The organism is Candidatus Njordibacter sp. Uisw_056 (genome assembly GCF_047730085.1).
Classification (GTDB): domain Bacteria; phylum Pseudomonadota; class Gammaproteobacteria; order Pseudomonadales; family Balneatricaceae; genus Njordibacter.
The window spans coordinates 1,962,565-1,984,269 of sequence record NZ_CP159830.1; the positions used below are offsets into that span (position 1 = coordinate 1,962,565).

The 21,705-nt window shown below is 45.5% G+C and carries 21 protein-coding genes; all 21 read right to left on the reverse strand.

Annotation, left to right across the window (positions count from 1 at the left end; genetic code table 11):
* Nucleotides 1-220 precede the first annotated feature (220 nt).
* The 21 genes from ABXT60_RS09405 to ABXT60_RS09505 all read right to left on the reverse strand — a co-directional run bounded on the left by ABXT60_RS09405 (nucleotide 221) and on the right by ABXT60_RS09505 (nucleotide 21,681).
* Nucleotides 221-790, reverse strand: coding sequence for a peroxidase-related enzyme (locus ABXT60_RS09405; RefSeq protein ID WP_443629891.1), 570 nt, complete (start codon nucleotides 788-790; stop codon nucleotides 221-223).
* A 14-nt stretch (nucleotides 791-804) separates the two neighbouring features.
* Nucleotides 805-1,815 carry an acrylyl-CoA reductase (NADPH) gene (gene acuI, locus ABXT60_RS09410; protein WP_443629892.1) on the reverse strand — a complete coding sequence of 337 codons (1,011 nt, stop codon included), beginning with the start codon at nucleotides 1,813-1,815 and terminating at the stop codon, nucleotides 805-807.
* A gap of 273 nt (nucleotides 1,816-2,088) precedes the next feature.
* Nucleotides 2,089-2,583, reverse strand: a complete 495-nt coding sequence (locus tag ABXT60_RS09415; RefSeq protein ID WP_443629893.1) for a FixH family protein — start codon at nucleotides 2,581-2,583, stop codon at nucleotides 2,089-2,091.
* Between the two features lie 2 nt (nucleotides 2,584-2,585).
* Nucleotides 2,586-3,221 carry an ATP-binding cassette domain-containing protein gene (locus ABXT60_RS09420; protein WP_443629894.1) on the reverse strand — a complete coding sequence of 212 codons (636 nt, stop codon included), beginning with the start codon at nucleotides 3,219-3,221 and terminating at the stop codon, nucleotides 2,586-2,588.
* Nucleotides 3,208-3,861, reverse strand: coding sequence for an ATP-binding cassette domain-containing protein (locus ABXT60_RS09425; RefSeq protein ID WP_443629895.1), 654 nt, complete (start codon nucleotides 3,859-3,861; stop codon nucleotides 3,208-3,210). The genes ABXT60_RS09420 and ABXT60_RS09425 overlap by 14 nt, the downstream gene beginning before the upstream one ends.
* The gene (locus ABXT60_RS09430) at nucleotides 3,854-4,753 is read right to left on the reverse strand and encodes a branched-chain amino acid ABC transporter permease (RefSeq protein ID WP_443629896.1); all 900 of its coding nucleotides are present in this window, start codon (nucleotides 4,751-4,753) and stop codon (nucleotides 3,854-3,856) included. The genes ABXT60_RS09425 and ABXT60_RS09430 overlap by 8 nt, the downstream gene beginning before the upstream one ends.
* A 3-nt stretch (nucleotides 4,754-4,756) precedes the next feature.
* The gene (locus ABXT60_RS09435; RefSeq protein ID WP_443629897.1) at nucleotides 4,757-5,653 is read right to left on the reverse strand and encodes a branched-chain amino acid ABC transporter permease; all 897 of its coding nucleotides are present in this window, start codon (nucleotides 5,651-5,653) and stop codon (nucleotides 4,757-4,759) included.
* 18 nt (nucleotides 5,654-5,671) lie between these two features.
* The gene (locus ABXT60_RS09440; RefSeq protein WP_046485660.1) at nucleotides 5,672-6,385 is read right to left on the reverse strand and encodes an ABC transporter ATP-binding protein; all 714 of its coding nucleotides are present in this window, start codon (nucleotides 6,383-6,385) and stop codon (nucleotides 5,672-5,674) included.
* On the reverse strand, nucleotides 6,385-7,149 hold the full coding sequence (locus ABXT60_RS09445) for an ABC transporter ATP-binding protein (protein WP_046485658.1): 765 nt from the start codon (nucleotides 7,147-7,149) through the stop codon (nucleotides 6,385-6,387). Before ABXT60_RS09445 ends, ABXT60_RS09440 begins: the two co-directional genes overlap by 1 nt.
* The gene (locus tag ABXT60_RS09450) at nucleotides 7,142-8,059 is read right to left on the reverse strand and encodes a branched-chain amino acid ABC transporter permease (protein WP_443629898.1); all 918 of its coding nucleotides are present in this window, start codon (nucleotides 8,057-8,059) and stop codon (nucleotides 7,142-7,144) included. Before ABXT60_RS09450 ends, ABXT60_RS09445 begins: the two co-directional genes overlap by 8 nt.
* 4 nt (nucleotides 8,060-8,063) lie before the next feature.
* Complete coding sequence (locus ABXT60_RS09455) at nucleotides 8,064-8,951, reverse strand: branched-chain amino acid ABC transporter permease (protein WP_443629899.1); 888 nt, start codon at nucleotides 8,949-8,951, stop codon at nucleotides 8,064-8,066.
* A gap of 132 nt (nucleotides 8,952-9,083) precedes the next feature.
* Nucleotides 9,084-10,343, reverse strand: coding sequence for an ABC transporter substrate-binding protein (locus tag ABXT60_RS09460; protein ID WP_443629900.1), 1,260 nt, complete (start codon nucleotides 10,341-10,343; stop codon nucleotides 9,084-9,086).
* A gap of 106 nt (nucleotides 10,344-10,449) precedes the next feature.
* On the reverse strand, nucleotides 10,450-11,268 hold the full coding sequence (locus tag ABXT60_RS09465; RefSeq protein ID WP_443629901.1) for an enoyl-CoA hydratase-related protein: 819 nt from the start codon (nucleotides 11,266-11,268) through the stop codon (nucleotides 10,450-10,452).
* A gap of 14 nt (nucleotides 11,269-11,282) precedes the next feature.
* Entirely contained in the window at nucleotides 11,283-12,536 is a 1,254-nt protein-coding gene (locus tag ABXT60_RS09470) for a CaiB/BaiF CoA transferase family protein (RefSeq protein WP_443629902.1), read from the reverse strand.
* A gap of 18 nt (nucleotides 12,537-12,554) precedes the next feature.
* Nucleotides 12,555-14,213 carry a GMC family oxidoreductase gene (locus ABXT60_RS09475; protein ID WP_443629903.1) on the reverse strand — a complete coding sequence of 553 codons (1,659 nt, stop codon included), beginning with the start codon at nucleotides 14,211-14,213 and terminating at the stop codon, nucleotides 12,555-12,557.
* The gene (locus tag ABXT60_RS09480; protein WP_443629904.1) at nucleotides 14,213-15,742 is read right to left on the reverse strand and encodes a CoA-acylating methylmalonate-semialdehyde dehydrogenase; all 1,530 of its coding nucleotides are present in this window, start codon (nucleotides 15,740-15,742) and stop codon (nucleotides 14,213-14,215) included. The genes ABXT60_RS09475 and ABXT60_RS09480 overlap by 1 nt, the downstream gene beginning before the upstream one ends.
* Nucleotides 15,743-15,923: 181 nt before the next feature.
* Nucleotides 15,924-16,559, reverse strand: coding sequence for an acrylate utilization transcriptional regulator AcuR (gene acuR / locus ABXT60_RS09485; protein WP_443629905.1), 636 nt, complete (start codon nucleotides 16,557-16,559; stop codon nucleotides 15,924-15,926).
* Between the two features lie 192 nt (nucleotides 16,560-16,751).
* On the reverse strand, nucleotides 16,752-17,762 hold the full coding sequence (gene acuI, locus ABXT60_RS09490) for an acrylyl-CoA reductase (NADPH) (RefSeq protein ID WP_443629906.1): 1,011 nt from the start codon (nucleotides 17,760-17,762) through the stop codon (nucleotides 16,752-16,754).
* 100 nt (nucleotides 17,763-17,862) lie between these two features.
* Nucleotides 17,863-19,902 carry an oxidoreductase gene (locus ABXT60_RS09495; protein WP_443629907.1) on the reverse strand — a complete coding sequence of 680 codons (2,040 nt, stop codon included), beginning with the start codon at nucleotides 19,900-19,902 and terminating at the stop codon, nucleotides 17,863-17,865.
* A gap of 201 nt (nucleotides 19,903-20,103) precedes the next feature.
* Entirely contained in the window at nucleotides 20,104-20,508 is a 405-nt protein-coding gene (locus ABXT60_RS09500; protein WP_443629908.1) for a DUF2306 domain-containing protein, read from the reverse strand.
* Between the two features lie 18 nt (nucleotides 20,509-20,526).
* Nucleotides 20,527-21,681, reverse strand: a complete 1,155-nt coding sequence (locus ABXT60_RS09505; RefSeq protein WP_443629909.1) for an MFS transporter — start codon at nucleotides 21,679-21,681, stop codon at nucleotides 20,527-20,529.
* Nucleotides 21,682-21,705: the final 24 nt, after the last annotated feature.

Below are 21,705 nucleotides of genomic sequence, written 5' to 3' on the forward strand. Positions count from 1 at the left end.
TGTCAGCGTGACGCTTTAACAGGCGCGTTAGGATAACGCGTTCAGATTGAAACAAAAAGCAATAACGCCATTTAATTTTGTGTAGTAATACTAGATTACATCTAAAATTAATGCCAATTTATAGCATTATAACTAAATATTTGTAAATTATTTACAGAAATGACACTGCATCGAATTAGCCAAAAAAACCATGCTGTTGCTAGCGTTACTGGGGCTGAAATTAAATGTCCCGAGCCATGCCATAGAAATCTTTATTAGGCTGTATAGAGGCGAAGCTCACCATACGGTTACTGAGCCCAAAAAAGGCTGTAATTGCGGCGATATCCCACATATCTTCATCACTGAAACCAAAACTTTTTAATATAACAAAGTCTTCCTCACTGGTTGCTTGAGCATTATTAGATATTTTTAGTGCAAAAGTGAGCATGGCTTTTTGCCGCGCAGAAATGTCAGCTTTTAGATAATTTACTGCAACCTGATCTGCGATTAAGGCATCTTTGGCCCGTATCCGTAATATCGCCCCATGGGCTACGACACAATACAAACAACCATTATCATTAGATGTGGTAACAATAATCATTTCTCGTTCAGCTTGGCTTAAGCCACTTTCTTTAAGCATTAATGCATCATGGTAAGCCATGAATGCCCTCAGCTCGTCTGGCCGGTGAGCCATGGCCAAAAAAACGTTGGGTACAAAACCTGCTTTTTCTTGAACTTCTAATACCTGGCTTTTAATGTCTGCAGGCAGATCTTCAAGCTTAGGCACCGGATAGCGGCTAATCGTATTCATGTTTTATACCTCAGTTAGGCGTTTACATTAACCACAAAACGGCCCCGAGTGCGGCCATCAATTTGGCCTTGGGCAGTATCTAAGGCTTGAGATAGGGTAATCTCCGTCATCATGGCGTCTAGCTGTGTGGGGTTTAAATCTTTTGCTAGGCGGGCCCAAGCAGCAACACGGTCAGCCTTAGGGCGGTAGACACTGTCTACACCAGCTAAGATAACACCGCGTAAAATAAAAGGCATTACTGTGGCTGGTAGGTCATACCCTTGGGCCAAACCACACGCAGCAACAGTGCCTCCATACTTCATCGATGCACAAATATTAGCCAAGGTGTGGCTGCCTGCAACATCTATCGCGCCAGCCCAGCGCTCTTTAGCTAAAGGCCTACCTTTTTCACTAAGTTCATTGCGGTCCATCACTTTGCTGGCGCCTAAACTCATTAAATAATCTGTTTCTTCAACTCGGCCACTAGAGGCCACTACAGTGTACCCCAGTTTAGCCAGTAAGCTAATTGCAACGCTACCCACACCACCTGCAGCACCCGTCACTAATACCTCACCTTTGTCTGGCGTCACACCATGCTGCTCTAAAGCCATAACACACAGCATTGCCGTGTAGCCCGCCGTGCCAATAGCCATGGCTTGTTTGGACGTAAAGGCGCTGGGCAGTGGCACTAGCCAATCCCCTTTTACCCGAGCCATTTGAGCTAGCCCACCCCAATGCCCCTCACCTACTCCAAAGCCATTCAGTACAACCTTATCTCCAGCTTTAAAATCTGCGTGATCACTCTTCTCCACCGTGCCTGCAAGGTCTATTCCAGGTACCATTGGAAAGCTGCGCACTACGGGGGATGCACCAGTAATAGCTAGGCTATCTTTATAATTCAGGGTGGAGTAGTCCACCTTAATTAACACATCCCCTTGAGGTAATTGTGCCTCTTTAATCTGGCCCAATTGAGCGGTGTATCCTGCTGCGTCCTTGTTGATTAGTAGCGCTTGCATGTTTAGCTTACTCTGGTAAATTTTTGTCATAACAGGCCAATAACCATACGCTGAAATTATGCCAAGAGCATTAGCCTTTGGTCTACAGTTATTACCTATTATTAATAGTGGTAACGTCTACCATTGTTGGTAACGTCTACCATTGTTGGTTACGCCCACAACATTGCCACAAATAGGCACTAGAGATGCCATATCCTAATCATTTTCTTCTATCTCTGCGCAAAAAAGGTTGAGTCATACAAGTAACATGCGAGGCGAAATAAAGCTTACTTCACCTAATTAGCTAAATGACCTACGCATAGTTTAGTTATGGTCTGCGGTATCAACGCTTGAGTGGTCTGCCATGGTATGACCATGCGATGATTTATGCTCTTTAGGCTTCTCGCTGATACCAATAATCAGAGGTTCATGCAGCCGATCAATAAATGGGCTGGAAATGTTATAAATTAGCCGCCAATCACCTACCATTTCTAATACTAAAAAAAACTCATACTGGCCCACTAAATCCGCTACAGGCATCGCTATAATTTGCCTCATGTTGTGAGCCATAGGCATAGACGGCATTTCTGCACTGACACTCATTTCAGCATTACTGACAGGTTTGCTTTGGAATGATAGGTTCACCTTGCAGGTATAACTTAATGGCTGGTCATGGGGCATACAGCTGGTGTGCGTGTTGGCTATATTAGCGTGTACATTATTAGCGGTCATTATAAGCGTTAACGCCAACAAAAAAGGCGGTACTAAGGTGAAAATTGTAATCCCAGATGAAAGTCTTTTACCTGTATTATTTTTCATTATTATTCTCCTAACTCAAAACTGCCATTATTAATTATTTTATGCTGTTGAATAACTGTGCCCCTAGTCTCGATATGTTCACCAGTAACCAAAACTCCTACTCCCCTGTTCCGCAGATCAATAAGTATTTGCCACACCTGCTCCCTGGGGCCCTCCGACAGACCCATTAATGGCTCATCAGCTAATAAATAACGAGGATTAGCGAGCATTGCTCTAGCCATAGCCAGCATTTGTGCCTGACCACCACTCAAGACATAGGCTGGCTTATCTAGCAGTGGCAAAAGCTGTGGGAAATACTCTAGTGCAGCTTCAATACTCCCACTGCCACCCGCAACATAAAGACCAAACTGAAGATTTTCCCGCGTTGATAGCCGCCCAAATAGCTGCCGGCCCTCTGGCACAAGCACTACTCCCGCTTGCAGTAAGTAGGCTGGGCTGCGTTGGTTTATAAGGCACTGGTCAAGCCAGACATTGCCCTTTGAAGGCACCGCGCCAATAATCGCTTTAAGAAGACTAGATTTACCCGCACCATGGTGCCCATCAATCACACTAATTGTGCCTTCAGTTATAACTAAGCTCACCGCATTTAGGGCCGTAAGCGCACCGTATCGCACCGTTATTTGGTCAAGTTTTAACATCAGTTCCCTTCTCAACTAACCCCCGGTTAAGCTGCATTTCAACTACCGAATCAGTGATCATGAGCATAAAATCAAACCGATGCTCTACCACTACTAAAGCTGTTTTTTGACCCAGATTTTGCTGCAAGAAAACACCAAATTGATCTAACTCAATGGCGGTCAAGCCAGCTGATGGCTCATCTAAAAACAGCACTTCTGGGCTAGCCGCTAGGCCTCTAATAACTTCAGCTTTACGCAGCATAGGCAGAGGGATTTCGTCTGGGAACAAGTGTAAGCTTGCCTGTAAACCACTCAATTCTATTAGCTTGGCCAATCTTTTTTTTGATTCAGGGGCTCGGGCTGCTAACAATAATTGTTCTCCCAAGTTGGCTGTTATTAAAAAGCGAGTGCTTTGAAAAGTTCTTTGAATTCCCGCTTGAGCAAAGGCCCAGGCAGGTTGATGGGTTAATGTTTTGTTGTTGAGTTGAATATGACCTGAATCAGGCTTCAAAAAACCTGTAGCAACATTAATGAGGGTCGACTTACCCACCCCATTAGCGCCTGTAATGCCAAGGCGCTGCCCAGGTTTTAAGGTCAGGGATATATCTGTTAGTACATCAATCCCACCAAAAGACTTACCTATGCCATGGAGGCTATACATGGCGATTTCTCCAGCGGCTTTTCAAGTGGGAAACCAGCCTCGGGCTAATAATACCTTCAGGTCGAAACACCAGCAACAATGCCACCAGGCCACCAAAAATAATCATTCGATAAGCTGCTAAGGAACGAATACTTTCCAACAATCCAATATCTAAAAAAACGCCTAATAGAGGACCAATCGCTGAACCAAGGCCACCAATAACAGCATAAGCTAGGCCATGTATGCCTAGCATAACGCCAAACATAGCTGGCTCAATATGGGTATTAAAAAGGGCAAATAGGCCACCACCAAAACCAGCCACAGCGCCAGATAAGGTAATAAAACTAAGTCGGTAACGGGTCGGGTTGAGGCCTTGAGACTGAGCTAAAATAGGGTCGTTACCCACCATTCGCGCACCTAACATGATAGGACTGCGTTCTAGACTAAAGAGTACTATTAACAGTATTATTAGACAGGTTACTGCCAGTAATAAAAAGTCTGTCACCTGATAATTATTCTCAAAAATCCAGCGAATGTTAGAAAATCCTTCAGGGCCATCAGGACCTATAATACGTCCATCAACACTCTGGGTGAAACGCAGATGCAACAAAAAAAATCGTAAAAGTTCGGCAAAGCAAAGCGTGCTAATAGCAAAATAGATACCTGACAAGCGTATAGTAAGTAGCCCTAACACCAGAGCACAGGACGCTCCACCTATAGCGCCAGCCAATAGCCCCCAAAAAACATGAGCGCCAGCCAAAGCCGTTGCAGATGCTGTAATATAAGCACCAATACCAAAAAAAGCCTGTTGCCCAAACGAGACCTCACCAACCACTAAGACTAAATAAGCAGAAAGAGCCAAAAATGCAATGAGTGTCATATTAGTCAATACAGAGGCAAGGTACATATCCATAGCTTAAACTCGCTCCTGAGCCAAGCTATCAGTGCGATAAATTTTAACACCCATTAGGCCTCCTGGCCTGATGATCAATACTAAAAAAACCAACCCAAAAGTCACCATGTCACGAAATTCAGCACCCAGCACAGCGCCAGCATGGGTTTCAACAAGGCCTAATATGAGTCCGCCAATGACAGCGCCTGTTAACGAGCCTACACCGCCAATAATCATGGCTATAAGGCCTTTAAAAGTGCTCCATAAACCGAACAGAGGAGTCACATAACCATCTGCAGATAAAATCATAAAGGCCGCCAAACCGCCTAAAATACCTGCTAACAAAAATATTATAAAACCCAACCAAGGTACGCGAGCACCTAATAAATGGGCTGTTTCAGGACTGTCTGCGGTGGCCCTAATCAACAGTCCAAGACGAGTTTTATATAGCAACAGATACAACACTAGTATGCTAACTAAAGCGATAACAAAGTGCAGAAGTTGATCACCACGCACAAAGACCTCTCCCCACCATAAATTTGGCACCTCAATACCCTGAAACGCGTGTGTTCTTTGGGGTAACAGTTGGGATGAAATTTCGTCCAGTTGCATCCACACCGCAAAACTGGCAATCATTGCTGTTACAGCACCATGGCGTTTGCTATGCGGCGCAAAGCACAGGCGTTCCACATAGGCAGAGGCTAAGGCTACTCCCACTATAGTCACGAAAAACAGACCCCAGGCACCCCAACCAAGTATAGGTTCTAGGTAAATGGCTAGGGAAGCGCCAAATAGTAAACAGGCACCGAAGGCAAGGTTGATTCGACGCATAATACCAAACACTAGAGCAAAGCTTAGCCCTAGAAGCGCATAGGTAGACCCTATCATCAGGCCATCGATACTTGTTTGTAGCATATCCATCTGAACCTACCCTAAATTTTAGCCACCACCAAGGTACGCCCGCTTGATAATGTCATCATCCTTTAGCTGGTCAGGGGTGCCACTGAAAGTCACTTTACCCTGATCCAGTAGGTAGAAATAATCTGCCACCTGCAGGGCTTTAGTAGCATTTTGTTCCACCAAAAGGATAGACATACCATCCTCATTGAGCTGCTTAATTATGGCAAAAATCTCATCAACAATAAGTGGTGACAAACCCACTGAAGGTTCATCCATTAACAATATACTTGGCCGTGACATTAATGCACGTGCCAGAGCCAGCATCTGCTGTTCACCTCCAGAAAGGTTGCCCGCTGGCTGATCATGACGCGCTTTTAGAATAGGGAAGCGGTCATACATCTTGTCAATGTCGTCGCTAACTTGAGCTGCCATAGCTCGACTTTGGGTAAAAGCGCCAGCAAGAAGGTTTTCATACACTGACAAATCTGGAAATACCAAGCGGTTTTCTGGCACTAATGCCAACCCTTTACGCAGTATTTTTGGTGCTCCAAGGCCTGTTAAATTTTGGTCCAGCAAACTAACTGTGCCAGTATCTGGAGCCAAAATTCCAGCCAAGGTAAACATAAGAGTCGTCTTACCTGCTCCATTGGGACCAAGGATACACGTCACTGCACCTTTTTTAGCTTCCAACGAAACTCCCTTTAACGCTTTAATGAGGCCATAGGAGGTCACCAAATTATTTACACTTAACATCAGCTCACTCCTCCATGGGCGTTTTCTGCCGATCCAAAATAAGCCTCTTGTACTAGCTTGTTATTCTGAATTTCGATAGGAGTACCCTGCGCTATAGGCTTGCCAAAGTTCAACACTGTAATGCGGTCAGTTACATTCATTACCAATTCCATTACATGCTCTACCAGCAATACAGTCATACCCATTTCCTTCATAGCCAGCACTCGCTGACACAGATCTTTGATCTCAGCAGAGTTCATGCCTGCTGCCGGTTCGTCTAAAAGAATTAGCTTAGGTTTGGATGCCATCGCCCGAGCAAGTTCCAAGCGTCGTTGCTCTCCAAAGGCAAGATTACCCGCTAAATGGTCCGCTTTATCACCTAAACCAGAAAACTCTAATAATTTTTGTATTTCCTGGCGGCGTGCTGGTGAGCGTCCAAACCAGTTAGATACCCAGCCTTGTTCTTGGCCAGGCTGATCTCGCCAGGCCACCCATAAATTTTGCCAGACCGTCAACTCACTGAACAATCTGATATTCTGAAAGGTGCGGGCCACTCCCGCATCAACACGGTTGTGGGGAGCAATAGCACCAAGATCAATACCATCCAATAAAATTTCCCCATCAGTAGGCGCAAATACACCACACACTAAATTAACAGTGGTACTTTTACCAGAACCATTGGGGCCAATAAGGCCAAACACCTCACCTTGTTGAATTTTGAAATCAAGCCCATCTACGGCACGTACGCCACCAAAATGCTTAACTAAGTTGCGTACTTCAAGCATCTGCTTTGCCTCCCTTTGTCAGTTTTGACAACAGTTTTCTTATGTCTGCCACTAGGTGCCCATCAAGCAGGCCTTGTGGCCGCATGTTCATTACCAAAATAATCAGTAACCCAAAAATAAGGTTGCGGTAATCACCCATAAACCTTAATCCTTCAATAATAAATCCTTGGATAAAGATAACCGCCAAAAGAGTTCCTATAACGCTACGTAAGCCCCCTATAATAGGATAAGAAACAGCAAAAGTTGCCAATAAAATTACAAAAGTATGATGGTCAACATAAGTGGTCGAATGAGCAAATAGCCCACCGCCAATGCCTGCAATAACACCACCGCCGGTCATCGCAGCAACTTTTACCATGGTCAGATTAATACCTGAGCTTTGAGCTGCCAGCTCGTCTGTACCAACAGCCCGCAACACAGCGCCAGCTCTGACTTGATCCAGCCACCAAAGAGCCAGCATTACCACCATCACCACAAACCAAATGAGGCCAACAATATGTATTTGTTCCCAACCATTGGCAGCAAAGTAACGAATCTCTCTAAAACCCTGAGTACTATCAGGGCCCACTTCAACGCCATTCACATTGACTCGCCAGCTAAGGTTAAAGAAGAACAAGCGCACAATCTCAGAAAAAGAGATCGTTGCTACCACTAACATCAATCCTTTTACCCTTAATGCTGGAAAACCGACCAAAAAAGCAAAGAAACCCGCCATGAGCGAACCAAGAGCTAGAGCAGCAAAAATATTCCAACTGAAAATAACAGTCAAAATACCTGAGACATAGGCACCAATGGCAAAGAAACCAACCTGGGCTAGACTTAACTGGCCAGTAAGCAATAATAAATAAGCTGACAGACCAAGCAGCGTATGCACCCCGATAGTCTGCAAAATACCCAATAAATATGTCATGGTATCAATCCCGGTTGATGGTGGTGCCGAAAAGCCCATTGGGGCGCAGCACAAGGAATAAGAAAAGCAGAAGGAATACGTAGATATCACGTTCGTTTACACCACGAACTAATAGGAAGATACTTTCGGCTGCACCTACTGCAAAGCCAGCAACAATGGCACCACGAATACTGCCAAGGCCACCAATTACAGTAACAATCAGGCCCTTTACTGTGAGAGGCAGGGTCAACAGGGGTGACAATACGCCTACAGAGGCTGCTAAAAGACAACCTGCAAAGCCTCCCAAGACACCCGCCAGAATAAAGGTTGCACTGTTGGTTCTATGGATTGGAATACCACATAGTAAGGCAGCTACAGGTTGCTGTGAGGTGGCACGTGTGCCTAATCCAAGCTTAGTTCGGTAGAGCAAAAGCATAACAATAGCCATGAGAATAAAACTAAACCCCATGACCAAAAGTAAATCTCCACGGATACCAAACTCACCTAAAAAGAAATAAGCGTCTGGTAAGATGGCAGGAAACGACATAGGCGAACCAGAAGTTTCGTGAATAATCAGTTCGTCAATAAAAAATAGGGCTCCAATAGAAGCCATTAGAGGTGCTAGATGGTTACCTCTTGGCATAAATCGGAAGCAGACAAAATAAAGGATCAAGCCGATAACGCCCGACATAATGGGGCCAATAATAAAAGCCATTAGTGGGGGTAGGCCAAATATGGTCAATGACATCAAACCCGAATACGCCCCAGCAATACTGGATGCTGCGTAGGCTAGATTGAGTTTATGCATTGCTCCAAAAATCAGTGTAAAGCCTAACCCAATCAAGGCATAAATGGAGCCAAACAGGACTCCGTCAATCAGTGACTGGATTATGTCTATATGGTCAAAATTCATAAGATTTCACTTTGTACATTCTTGCAACAGCTACACTTAATAAGCAACGGCTATTAAGTGGGCTATAAATTATTAATGTGGGTAAGAACCCGCCAGAATAGGACTGGCGGGCTTAAAGGGCGTGTGCCCAACTTACCTAGGGTCGTGGATTACATTCCATGAACCACTTTGAGCCTGAACAAATACGTAGGGCTTAAGCGCCTCACCTTCGTCTTGTACTCGGGTAATTTTACCTAGCAAACCGTCAGTTTCAGTTAGAGCAGCAAGCCCGTCACGAATCATACGGCGCTCTTGCTCAATCATATCTGGGTCACCAGTGATGCCTACATTTTCGATAACCTGCTTGATGATCATTACGTTTTCCCATACTGCAGCAGAGTGCAAATCAGCATCACCACCATTAGCAGTAGCAAGTGCCGCAACTTCAGCAGCTGCTTCTGTAATTGGCGCAAAACTAGTAGGAATAATCATGCCTTCAGCTTCAGCAGCACAACCTTTCATGACTTCTGCAGATGACGATGAAGTTAAACCAACAATCATCTTCGGCTTAACTTTCTGGCGAGATAATTCTTTAAGCATGCCGCAAGTGGTGAAAGGGTGAGATGAAATAATCAAAACATCAGCATTTGAACGTCTAAACGCACGTGCTTGGACCGAAAAACTAGCATCGGCTTGAAGCCAGTTAGAAGAGCTGTTCAACACTTCCTTATAGCCAGAAGCAATGTCACCTGTTAAACCTTCAATGTCACCTGTAGCCCAGGTAAAGCCGTGACGGGTAGCCGCCTGCACAATAACCTTAGAATAGGTTCCATTAGAGTGTCCCTGATCTGTCTCTGTACCACCGTAGATAGTTTTTAAGTCAGGATTATTTTCAGCAATCCAAGCCCATAGACGATCATACATTTCTGGCTCGTTAGGGGTATTACGGAAGGTCCATTGGGAAATCTTAGCCAAGCCATTACGTACGGCTGTGTCCGTTAGAATAGGATATTGCAAGCCGGTGTCGCCAGTATCGTCAACCTGCTTTTGGAACACACCAAACATTGCAGCAGCAGCACCAGAACAAGTGGGGCCAATACCAATAAGAGATTTGCCTTCAGCGGCCTCTTTACGAGCTACGGCAATAGCCTGCTCTGCGTTACAGGCACTATCACTATAATTATAGGTAAGCTTAGCCATAGAACCATCAGCCAGCTTAACACCACCCATTTCATTGACTCGGGCAACCGCAGCTGACATTACTGCCTCTGAGTTAATACCGAATGATCTTAATGGGCCTGATTTAGCACCCCAACCTGCAATATTAATTTCGGTTTCAGCAACAGCTGCTCCCGAGGTAAGCAGTAAAGCTGATACTGCACTGACTATTATTTTTTTTGTAAATTTCTTCATAGTTTCTCTCTAATTTTTTGTTATTTGGTTAGTTAAGTAAAAAAATTATTCGGTACAGCTATCCTCTATCGGTCATCCTCCATTAGTTATCCTTCAGTTAGTCGATTTATCGGTTACGAAATACGGGGGCACGCTTATGCAAAAACGCATTCATGCCTTCTTTTTGGCCATCGGTTGCAAATGCAGCTTGAAAATAAAGCCGCTCAGTGCGTAACCCCTCAGCTAAAGGAGCTTCAAGGGCCATATTGACTGCTCGCTTAGCCATTTTTACAGCTGGAGCGTTATAGCCAGCTATTGTATGAGCGGCTTCTAATGTTATCTGCAGCAGATCTGCTGCTGGCACTACTCGCGCTACTAGTCCAGCCTCTTTAGCTTCTTGGGCACCAATATTTCGACCCGTTAGCACTAGATCCATGGCTAAAGCTTTACCCAAAGAACGGGTAAGCCGCTGAGAACCACCAATACCCGGCAAAATGCCCAGCTTAATTTCTGGTTGGCCAAACTGTGCGTCTTCTGAAGCAATGATAAAATCGCATAGCAGGGCCAACTCACAGCCACCACCGAGGGCGAAGCCCCCAACTGCTGCAATAATAGGCTTGCTTATACTGCTAACTTGATCCCAAGGTGACAAAAAGTCATCCATATAGAATTCGGTGAAGCTCTGTGACGCCATTTCTTCAATATCTGCCCCAGCGGCAAAGGCCCTTGAACTTCCAGTAATGACGATAGCGCCAATCTGAGGATCAGCATCAAAATCACGCAGTGCTGCAAGGGTTTCATTAGCTAGTTGCCGGTTGAGCGCATTTAACTGTTTGGGCCGATTAAGGGTGATTAACCCCACCTGCTCGCGCCGCTCAACCAAGATCATCTCTGGTTTATCCGTGTCACTAGGCTGGGTCATGTTTTTATCTTTAGTTGCAGTCATCTGGGTCATTTCCGTTATTTGCTTAAAGTTTTTTTGGTTTTTGCTGTGTCTTTGGGCGTGGACGCTTGCTTATCAGCAGGCAATTCATAGGCGCCGTGGTTTCCCAAGAGCTCAGCCAGAATACGTTCACGATGTTCACCCAAGCCCGGTGCATAGAGAGGGGTATTAACATCAATGTCCTCGTGGCCATGCATCTTAATCGGATTACCCGCTGTTCTTAATGGCACTTTTGAGGGCCCCTCCACTTGCACTATCATGTCTCTAGACAATAATTGTGGGTGGTCAAACAACTTGTCGATGGTATTAATTGGGGCACAGGGCACCCCCACATCATTAAGTGCATCAATCCAGTGAGTCACAGGCTTTTGCTTTAATGCTTTTTCAATCTCGATGACCATTTCAGGCCGATTTTTACACCTTAAGTCGTTAGTCATGAAACGTGGATCAAGGGCCAGACCTGGAATTTCCAGGGCATCCGCCATCAGCATAAATAAGGTGTCATTACCTGCGGCAATAACAATCTTTTCATCTTTTGTACGAAAGCTTTCAAAGGGAGCTAAGGAAGGGTGAGAATCGCCTGTACGATTGGGCACAATACCCTCAACGTCATAACGTGCAAGGGCCGTTTCCATTAATGCTGCTTGGCAATCAAGCATACCAATATCCACACGAGTGCCCTGTGCATCTTTGGTACGACTATAAAGGGCTGAAACAATACCCACTGCTGCGAATAGAGCTGCACCCAAATCACCAAAGCTAGTACCTACACGAGCTGGCTCGCCATCAGGCCAACCCGTAAGGCTCATAATGCCACCCATCGCCTGAACAACCATGTCGTAGCCTGGGAATTCCTTATAGGGGCCCGAATGACCAAAACCAGAAATAGAGGTATATATTAGATGGGGGTGGGTCTTGGCCAAACGCTCAGCTCCATAACCCAGACGATCCATTACGCCAGGCCGAAAATTCTCTACCAGCACATCAGCTGTATCAAACAGGCGCTCCAACAACTCTCGATCACGCGGCGATTTGATATCTAAAACAATGCTTTCTTTATGTCGGTTAAAACAATTAAAGTAAGCTGATTCTTTTTCAATAAAGGGGCCAAAGGCTCGCGTATCGTCACCTGTACCGATTTTTTCAACCTTAATAACACGGGCACCTAGGTCGGCTAATACCATGGTGCAGTATGGGCCGGCTAAAACTCGCGAAAAATCGAGTACTGTAACCCCACTGAGGGGGCCTTTTTTCAAAGGTATATCATCCATAGCTGTGCTACTTTTAAGTTAATTATCCTGCAAAATCCAACGGGCAGCCTTTTCGGCAATCATCAAAGTTGGGCTGTTTGTGTTACCACTAGTAATGGTCGGCATGACCCCAGCATCCACGACCCTGAGGCCTCGAATGCCATAAACCCTTAAGTGGCTATCAACTACTGCTAGTGGGTCATTTTTCTGGCCCATTTTAGTGGTTCCCACTGGGTGAAAGATGGTGGACGCAATATCACCAGCTACCTGCGCTAACTCTTCGTCGGTTTGGAACTGGGCTCCAGGCTTTATTTCTTTCGGGTTGTACTGTGCTAAAGCCTGCTGTTGGGCAATGCCACGTACCACTCGCATACTGTCGGCGGCCACTTTACGGTCTTCTTCTGTGGCTAAGTAGTTAGGTGAAATAGCGGGCGCTTGAAAAGGATCAGCCGATTTGAGTAATACCGTGCCTCGGCTGGTAGGGTTAAGATTACAAACACTGGCAGTAATGGCTGGAAAATCATGCAGTGGCTGACCAAAGGCTTCTAAGCTTAGAGGCTGTACATGAAATTCTAAATTTGCATGTTTGAGGGCAGGGTCACTCTTGGTAAATATTCCCAATTGAGAAGGCGCCATACTCATAGGGCCAGTGCGCTTGAGGGCATACTCAATGGCAAAAGCTGCTTTGCCCAGTAAAGTAGAAGCCATTTTATTGAGGGTTTTTACACCTTCAACTCCGTATACAGTGCGAATCTGCAAGTGATCCTGCAGATTACGCCCAACACCTTTTAGTTCGTGCTCAACTTCAACACCTACACTGGCTAGGTGCTCGGGGCACCCAATTCCAGACAACTGCAAAATATGAGGGCTGCCAATAGCACCAGCGCTCAGTAGCACCTCCAATCCAGCCTCCACAGTAAGGTTTTGACCCTTCACCCTGATTTCTACAGAAGTGCATCTTTTTTGACCATCTGCATCCTTAGAAAGATTTAACTTAGTAACGTGAGCGTGAGTCCATATTTCTAAATTGGAACGCTTTTTAACCGGCCTAAGGAACGCCTTTGAGGTATTCCAACGCCAGCCTGAGCGCTGATTAACGTCAAAATAGCCAGCTCCAGTATTATCGCCACCGTTAAAGTCATCAGTTTCAGGAATCCCTGTCTGAGTTGCCGCTTTGGCATAGGCTTCTAGTATTTCCCAACGCAACCGCTGCTTTTCCACTCTCCATTCGCCACCAGAACCATGCAAACGAGCACGTTCTTGTATTTTTGGGTCAAGGCTGTTGGCACTATCATCCAGGCGATAGTGGTCCTCATGGGCCTTAAAGTCCTCTAAACTGGCCGCCCAAGACCAATCAGAGTCCCCAGTTAGTTCTGCCCACTGATCATAATCTCTGGCCTGACCACGCATGTAGATCATGCCATTAATAGAGGAACACCCACCTAGCGTTTTCCCGCGCGGGTATAGCAAGGAGCGACCATTTAAACCTGATTCTGGTTCAGTTTTAAACAACCAATCAGTTCGCGGATTGCCTATGCAGTAAAGGTATCCCACAGGAATATGAATCCAGTGGTAATTATCCTTACCTCCAGCCTCTAACAAAAGCACACGCTTGGAGCTGTCAGCGCTTAGGCGATTAGCTAAGAGCGCACCGGCAGTGCCAGCTCCAACAATAATGTAATCAAATTTTTGATTCATTATTTGGCCACTGGCATAGCAAATTCTGCACCATCTGCCATATCTTCAGGCCAACGTTGCATTATTGACTTTTGGCGGGTGTAAAAACGTACTCCCTCTTCTCCATAGGCATGCATGTCACCAAATAAGCTTTTCTTCCAACCACCAAATCCCTGCCAAGCCATAGGCACAGGAATAGGTACATTAATACCTACCATTCCAACCTGTATGGTGCGATTAAATAATCGGGCTACACCACCACTGCGGGTATAGCAGGAAACACCGTTGCCAAAACGATGGGAATTAATAAGCGCGATGGCCTGTTCTACTGTATCAACTCGAACACAGCACAATACTGGGCCAAATATCTCTTCTTGGTAAATTTTCATAGTCGATTTAACGTGGTCAAATAGGGTGGCTCCTAAAAAGAACCCTCCTTCAAACCCAGGCACAGAATGATTACGGCCATCGACTAGCAATTGAGCACCTTCTTCAACGCCTGTATCAATGTAACCACTTATGCGCTGACGGGCCGCATCACTAATAATTGGCCCCATTTCACTTTCTGGCGCCATTCCTGAGCCAATGCAGAGCTTTTGCGCACGCTGAGTCAACAAAGGCATCACTTTATCAGCGGCGTCAGCCACAAGTACCGCAACTGAAATAGCCATGCATCGCTCTCCTGCAGACCCAAAAGCGGCGCCCATAAGACCATCAACTGCCTTTGATATATCCGCATCTGGCATGACTACCATATGGTTCTTTGCGCCACCCAGTGCTTGTATGCGCTTACCATTGGCAGCACCGCGCTGGTATACCGCATTAGCTATGGGAGTAGATCCAACAAATGAAAGCGCCTCAACGTCTGGGTGATCAAGTAGTGCTTCTACAGCCAACTTATCACCCTGCAAAACATTGAACACACCATCAGGAAAACCAGCAGCTTGTATAAGATCGGCCATCAACAACGACGGAGTAGGATCAGTGGGTGATGGCTTAAGAATAAAAGTGTTACCACACGCAATGGCTACCGGAAACATCCAAGCAGGAACCATGACGGGAAAGTTAAACGGCGTCACTCCAGCGACCACACCAAGGGGCTGGCGCATGGTCCAGTTGTCCATATTGGTAGACACTTGGTCCGAAAAGTCGCCTTTTAACAGCTGAGGAATGCCACACGCAAACTCAACAATATCGATGCCCCGTTCAACTTCACCCATCGCATCAGAAAACACTTTGCCATGTTCTGTGGTAATAGCTGATGCGAGGTCTTCCTTGTGATCTTGCATTAAGTTTAGCAAGCGGTTCATTTTTCGGGCACGGATAATGGGAGGAACTTCTGACCAAGTTAAAAAAGCCTCACGGGCCTTAGCCACTGCCTGATTCACATCATCAACGGTTGAATAGGTTACATGTGCACAGACCTTTCCAGTAGCTGGGTTAAACACCTCATGCCCGGCTAGACCTGAAGCTTTACAGTGCTTACCTGCTATATAGTTACCAATCACTGTAACGGCTTTCTGATCTGAAGCCTTATTTGCACCTGTCATATTACTGTTCCTTAAACCGTAAAACTAAATAATTATTAGCCATATGACTAATAAATAATAAAAAAATAATAAAAAAATAATAAAAATATTATGCTTATTAGTCAACAAGATAATAAATAAAAATATTAAATTTTTCATAATTATTAGCCATTCGACTAATAACTAATTAAAAAAAACTAACTCATCGTGTTAAGTTTTCTAAAAAGTCTGTTTTAAAAATATCAATGGGAGCAGCACGCCGCTCCAGCTTAGCCCGCAGAATAGCGCCTTCCCAGCCAATCCAGAATAGTTCAGCTTTGGCTGCACAATTAATGTCTGCCGGTATTTCACCTAAGGCCTGAGCTGCTAACAAACAGGTTTCAGTTTTACTCTGCCATTCACAAAAAACATCCACTAACCGTTGCCGAAAAACTCCTGGCAAGGCATATATTTCAATGCCTAAGTTACCCACTAAACAGCCACGATTAAAATCATATTTGGCCATATTATTGCGTGCTGACATAATAAAGTTATTTAGTCGCTCAAGTGGGGTATGCGATTCGTTAAGGAAAGCGAAGTCCAACATTTTATTGAAAAAATCGGCATAGGCATCAATTAGAACCAGCCCAAATGCTTCTTTACTGTCAAAGTAAGCATAAAATGAGCCCTTAGGTAAGCCCGCTTTTGCAGTGACTTCATCTAGCCCTGTTGCTCCAAAGCCTTTTTTGGTTAGCAAGGCGACACCAACCGCGGTTAACCGCTGGCGATTTTCATCAGTCTGCTTGGCACTTTTGCTCGGGCGCCCGCGTGACTGCTTTATGGGGGTTACATTACTCATATCGCTACTATATAGACGACCGTCTAATATTTCAACCCCCCAATTGGACGAGCTGATATTTTTCATCTACTAGATGAACTTGCCACCCAACCCGAGCTTTAAAGCCGCCCCTTTAAATCTAAGACCTGCTGATTAAAAAAACACGCCCTGCAAAGCTAACGTGTCTCAATAGCCACGGCTTAAACATAAATGTTAGGCGTTTACATTAACCACAAATCGGCCCCGAGTGCGGCCATCAATTTGGCCTTGGGCAGTATCTAAGGCTTGAGATAGGGTAATCTCCGTCATCATGGCGTCTAGGTGTGTGGGGTTTAAATCTTTTGCTAGGCGGGCCCAAGCAGCAACACGGTCAGCCTTAGGGCGGTAGACACTGTCTACACCAGCTAAGATAACACCGCGTAAAATAAAAGGCATTACTGTGGCTGGCAGGTCATACCCTTGGGCCAAACCACACGCAGCAACAGTGCCTCCATACTTCATCGATGCACAAATATTAGCCAAGGTGTGGCTGCCTGCAACATCTATCGCGCCAGCCCAGCGCTCTTTAGCTAAAGGCCTACCTTTTTCACTAAGTTCATTGCGGTCCATCACTTTGCTGGCGCCTAAACTCATTAAATAATCTGTTTCTTCAACTCGGCCACTAGAGGCCACTACAGTGTACCCCAGTTTAGCCAGTAAGCTAATTGCAACGCTACCCACACCACCTGCAGCACCCGTCACTAATACCTCACCTTTGTCTGGCGTCACACCATGCTGCTCTAAAGCCATAACACACAGCATTGCCGTGTAGCCCGCCGTGCCAATAGCCATGGCTTGTTTGGACGTAAAGGCGCTGGGCAGTGGCACTAGCCAATCCCCTTTTACCCGAGCCATTTGAGCTAGCCCACCCCAATGCCCCTCACCTACTCCAAAGCCATTCAGTACAACCTTATCTCCAGCTTTAAAATCTGCGTGATCACTCTTCTCCACCGTGCCTGCAAGGTCTATTCCAGGTACCATTGGAAAGCTGCGCACTACGGGGGATGCACCAGTAATAGCTAGGCTATCTTTATAATTCAGGGTGGAGTAGTCCACCTTAATTAACACATCCCCTTGAGGTAATTGTGCCTCTTTAATCTGGCCCAATTGAGCGGTGTATCCTGCTGCGTCCTTGTTGATTAGTAGCGCTTGCATGTTTAGCTTACTCTGGTAAATTTTTGTCATAACAGGCCAATAACCATACGCTGAAATTATGCTAAGGGCATTAGCTTTTGGTCTATAGTGGCTTAATTTATAAGGCGAATTAAACCCTTATAAACTCACGTTAAATGTCTTTAGCGAGGCGCAAGCCATCATAGATAGCAGCATGGGTATTACGTGCAGCAACGGCATCACCAATACGGAATAGCTGATAACTCCCCCCGGGGTTACGAACCTGAGTTTGAGGCAATCCCTTAATGAAAGCCCTATGATCTAGCTCCCCTTGGTTAGACGCACCGTGCTTTAAGTCAAAATAGAGACCATCCAAAGGCAAAGTGCCATGATTAATTACAAGCTGGTCCACCAATCGAGTTTTGTTAATGCTGCCATAATCACTACTTAAGGTTAGTTCAATTTGATCGACAATGCGCCGCGCACTCGCTACTCGATAGGTCACAGTAAAGGTCACATCTTTATCTTGTAAACTGCGCATATAGGGTACTAAGTTCATTGCCATAACATCAGGTGAGAAGCTTCGATCAGGTGTCATAATTTCTACCTTAGCACCGCTGTTAGCTAGCAGCTCTGCAGCCTGCAATGCTGGGTGATCACCAGCGTCATCGAAAATAAGTACATTTTTACCAAACTTAGCATCGCCAGAAAGAATGTCCCAGCTGGACACTGCAAGTTCGTTACCCGAAGCCAGCACATCAGTATCAGGCATACCGCCGGTAGCAACAATAACCACATCTGGATTAAGTGCCTTAACATCACTCGCCTGGGCCCAAGTGTTGAAGTGAAACTCAACTTTTTTGGCCTGGCATTGCGCCATACGCCAATTAATAATCTCCATCATTTCTGCACGCCTTGGCGTTTGTGCGGTAAGGCGTATCTGCCCACCAGGCTCAGCTGCTGCCTCTAATACGACCACTTGGTGACCTCTTTCAGCCGCAACCCGAGCCGCCTCTAAACCACCTGGCCCTGCGCCAATGATGACCACTTTTTTACGCACATCAGCCTTGGCGATATCATGGGGCATGGTGAGCTCTCGCCCTGTAGCTGCATTGTGAATGCACAAGGCATCACCTGCTTGGTAAATACGATCTAAGCAATAATTAGCGCCCACACAAGGACGTATGTCCACCTCTTTACCTTGCATGATTTTGCGTACCAAGTGAGGGTCTGCCATATGCGCTCGAGTCATGCCCACCATATCTAGCTTACCGTCGGCAATGGCGTGGCGTGCTGTGGCAACATCAGGTATTTTAGCGCCATGAAACACGGGGAAGCCCGTTGCCTCACGCACGGCACCCGCAAAGTCTAGGTGATGAGAGTTTTTCATACCCATAATCGGAATGACATCTGTGAGGGCCGCATCAGTATTAATGCGCCCACGAATGACATTGAGAAAGTCTACATGACCGGTATCTCGTAGAATTTTAGAAATCTCAATACCTTCACTTGGATTAATTCCCCCGGCATAAGCCTCATCTGCTGTGTAACGAACGCCGACAATAAACTTTTCTCCTACCCGGTCACGAATGGCTTGCAGCACTTCTAAGGTGAACCGGATTCGGTTGTTTAATGAGCCACCGTAAGGTGCTTCTAGAGTATTGGTTAAGGGCGACCAAAACTGATCCATTAAGTGCCCATATGCTTGCAGTTCGATACCATCTAAGCCTGCAGCATACATGCGCTCAGCGGCATCAGCATAATCACTAATAATACGGTCAATGTCCCAACCTTCTAATTTTTTAGGGAAAGCACGGTGAGCTGCTTCGCGGTGGTGTGACGGAGACACAGCAGGCAGCCAATCACCTTTATTCCAACCTGTACGCCGACCCAGGTGGGTTAATTGCAACATTACTGCACAACCGTGCTCATGGCAGGCGTCTGCCATGTCTCTTAAAAAAGGCACAACTTCATCCTTATACGCCAATATATTGTTGAATACTGGCGGGCTATCCCTAGAAACAGTGGCTGACCCCGCTGTCATAGTGAGTGCAACTCCCGCTTTAGCACGTTCTAAGTGATACGCAAGGTAACGTTCTTTAGGCATGCCGTTTTCTGGGTAAGCTGGCTCATGAGAGGTCATCATAATACGATTTTTAAGGGTCAAGTGCTTTAGCTTGAAGGGCTGTAACAAGGGATCATTAGAGGACATAACTGAATACCTTAAAAAAGATAGAAGCAATCATCTTAAAATTTAACATTATTCTTATCATTCATAAACCAGATCGTGTATCCGATTAGCCACTTACAGGGTGGCGGCTATAAAAGTGATGCATTTCAATTTGGGCACTACCCCCAGGTGGGCCAAATTGATGAACTGTTATCTTCATTTACATAGGTTTTATGCGGCGGCCTAACTTAACCGAAGACTAGGTCGCCAAGAAAGCGCCCACGCACTAAGGTAAACCCCCCCCGCAACTAACATGCCGCCAACATATAGCGCTATCATGGTGCGCTTGTGCTTTTTTATATTGCCACACTTGATGGCAAAGTAGGCTGATGGTACCGAATAAAGCACCAACACACTAAGCAGGTGAATAGGCCCAAAGTGATCAAACAGCTTAGGGCCAACTTGAGCCGACATAAATAAAGTAACCACGGCAGTAAATAGCATTAATACCATGTAAATACGACCTAAATATTTGTGCTGCCCCGAGCCTTTTTTCGTCACCATCATGTAACTAGCAATTAGAAACGCAGGCCCAATAGTACTTAAATGGACAAAAGTTAACGTTTCATAAAGCGGGTCTAAAGTCATAATAATTACTCTGTGGGGTTAAATTAATTTTGCATAGCGCTTTAGCACAACGCCTGCACAAAGGGATAAACATGCCATAGCCCAAAAGACTTGCGCATTAATATGTTCATACAACCCCCCCACTAACGTCATACTCATACCCATTAATGCACCCAGAGCAAGAGCATCATAAAAGGTTTGGGCAGAGGCTGTTAATTGGTCTGGTACTTTTTGGGTAATGTATTGAGTGATCGCTAAGTGAGTTGCAGCAAAGGTAAAGGCGTGCAGTATTTGCACAGTAAAAAGTACGCTTACATTGCTCGACCATCCCAATGTAAGCCAACGCACAACGCCTGCAATGACTGCCATCCACAGCAAGCCTTTAACACCCACTTTACTTAACAGCCATATACCAATGGCAAACAGCACTACTTCTGCAGCTACACTTTGTGCCCAAAGGAGACCGATGATTGATTCACTTATACCCGCCTCAAGCCAGTGCAAGGTTCCAATGGTATACAAGGCTCCATGGCTAGCCTGTAATAAAGAGCCAACAGCAACTATAGCTATAAACCCAGGTAGTTTAAACAACTCCAAAAACGCTAGTTTACGGCTTGCTTTAAATTGTGGGCGGATATCTGGCAAAGATAGAGCAAAAACAATAACAATAGCCGCCAGCACCAAAAGTAATTTTGGGTAAGCATCAATACTGTATGCTGCAATGTAAAGCCCACTTAAGGTAGAGGACGCAATAAAAGCAACAGAGCCCCATAAGCGCGCACTACTGTAATTAAGCTTCCCAAGCCGAGCAGCAGCTATTGCTAACCCGTCTACCATGGGCACTTGGGTAGTTTGCAAAGCGCCTACCACAAACCAAACGGTGAGCATGGGCCAAAAGGTTTCAAACTGTACGAACAAACTAAACCCAAAAAAAGCCAGTACTGACAAGAGTAATATCCAGCGTTTTTTATGGCCAGTGACGTCTGCCAAGATACCCACACCCAATCCAAAAAACACTTTACTCACAAATGCAGAGCTAAGAATTAGTGCCGCCTCTTGGGCATCTAAACCTCGGCTTACCATCCAATACGGCAGAAATGGCAACACTAAACCAAAACAACAAAAATATGCGAAGAAAAATCCTGAAAATACAACCTGCCCGCGGGACTTAGTTAACCCAGCGCTAGACGGCATGCTTTGAGAACCCCACATTTTTTG

Coding starts and splice junctions, on each gene's coding strand:
- ABXT60_RS09405 (WP_443629891.1), bottom strand. CDS start 790: ATGAATACGATTAGCCGCTATCCGGTGCCTAAGCTTGAAGATCTGCCT.
- acuI (WP_443629892.1), bottom strand. CDS start 1,815: ATGACAAAAATTTACCAGAGTAAGCTAAACATGCAAGCGCTACTAATC.
- ABXT60_RS09415 (WP_443629893.1), bottom strand. CDS start 2,583: ATGAAAAATAATACAGGTAAAAGACTTTCATCTGGGATTACAATTTTC.
- ABXT60_RS09420 (WP_443629894.1), bottom strand. CDS start 3,221: ATGTTAAAACTTGACCAAATAACGGTGCGATACGGTGCGCTTACGGCC.
- ABXT60_RS09425 (WP_443629895.1), bottom strand. CDS start 3,861: ATGTATAGCCTCCATGGCATAGGTAAGTCTTTTGGTGGGATTGATGTA.
- ABXT60_RS09430 (WP_443629896.1), bottom strand. CDS start 4,753: ATGGATATGTACCTTGCCTCTGTATTGACTAATATGACACTCATTGCA.
- ABXT60_RS09435 (WP_443629897.1), bottom strand. CDS start 5,653: ATGGATATGCTACAAACAAGTATCGATGGCCTGATGATAGGGTCTACC.
- ABXT60_RS09440 (WP_046485660.1), bottom strand. CDS start 6,385: ATGTTAAGTGTAAATAATTTGGTGACCTCCTATGGCCTCATTAAAGCG.
- ABXT60_RS09445 (WP_046485658.1), bottom strand. CDS start 7,149: ATGCTTGAAGTACGCAACTTAGTTAAGCATTTTGGTGGCGTACGTGCC.
- ABXT60_RS09450 (WP_443629898.1), bottom strand. CDS start 8,059: ATGACATATTTATTGGGTATTTTGCAGACTATCGGGGTGCATACGCTG.
- ABXT60_RS09455 (WP_443629899.1), bottom strand. CDS start 8,951: ATGAATTTTGACCATATAGACATAATCCAGTCACTGATTGACGGAGTC.
- ABXT60_RS09460 (WP_443629900.1), bottom strand. CDS start 10,343: ATGAAGAAATTTACAAAAAAAATAATAGTCAGTGCAGTATCAGCTTTA.
- ABXT60_RS09465 (WP_443629901.1), bottom strand. CDS start 11,268: ATGACTGCAACTAAAGATAAAAACATGACCCAGCCTAGTGACACGGAT.
- ABXT60_RS09470 (WP_443629902.1), bottom strand. CDS start 12,536: ATGGATGATATACCTTTGAAAAAAGGCCCCCTCAGTGGGGTTACAGTA.
- ABXT60_RS09475 (WP_443629903.1), bottom strand. CDS start 14,213: ATGAATCAAAAATTTGATTACATTATTGTTGGAGCTGGCACTGCCGGT.
- ABXT60_RS09480 (WP_443629904.1), bottom strand. CDS start 15,742: ATGACAGGTGCAAATAAGGCTTCAGATCAGAAAGCCGTTACAGTGATT.
- acuR (WP_443629905.1), bottom strand. CDS start 16,559: ATGAGTAATGTAACCCCCATAAAGCAGTCACGCGGGCGCCCGAGCAAA.
- acuI (WP_443629906.1), bottom strand. CDS start 17,762: ATGACAAAAATTTACCAGAGTAAGCTAAACATGCAAGCGCTACTAATC.
- ABXT60_RS09495 (WP_443629907.1), bottom strand. CDS start 19,902: ATGTCCTCTAATGATCCCTTGTTACAGCCCTTCAAGCTAAAGCACTTG.
- ABXT60_RS09500 (WP_443629908.1), bottom strand. CDS start 20,508: ATGACTTTAGACCCGCTTTATGAAACGTTAACTTTTGTCCATTTAAGT.
- ABXT60_RS09505 (WP_443629909.1), bottom strand. CDS start 21,681: ATGCCGTCTAGCGCTGGGTTAACTAAGTCCCGCGGGCAGGTTGTATTT.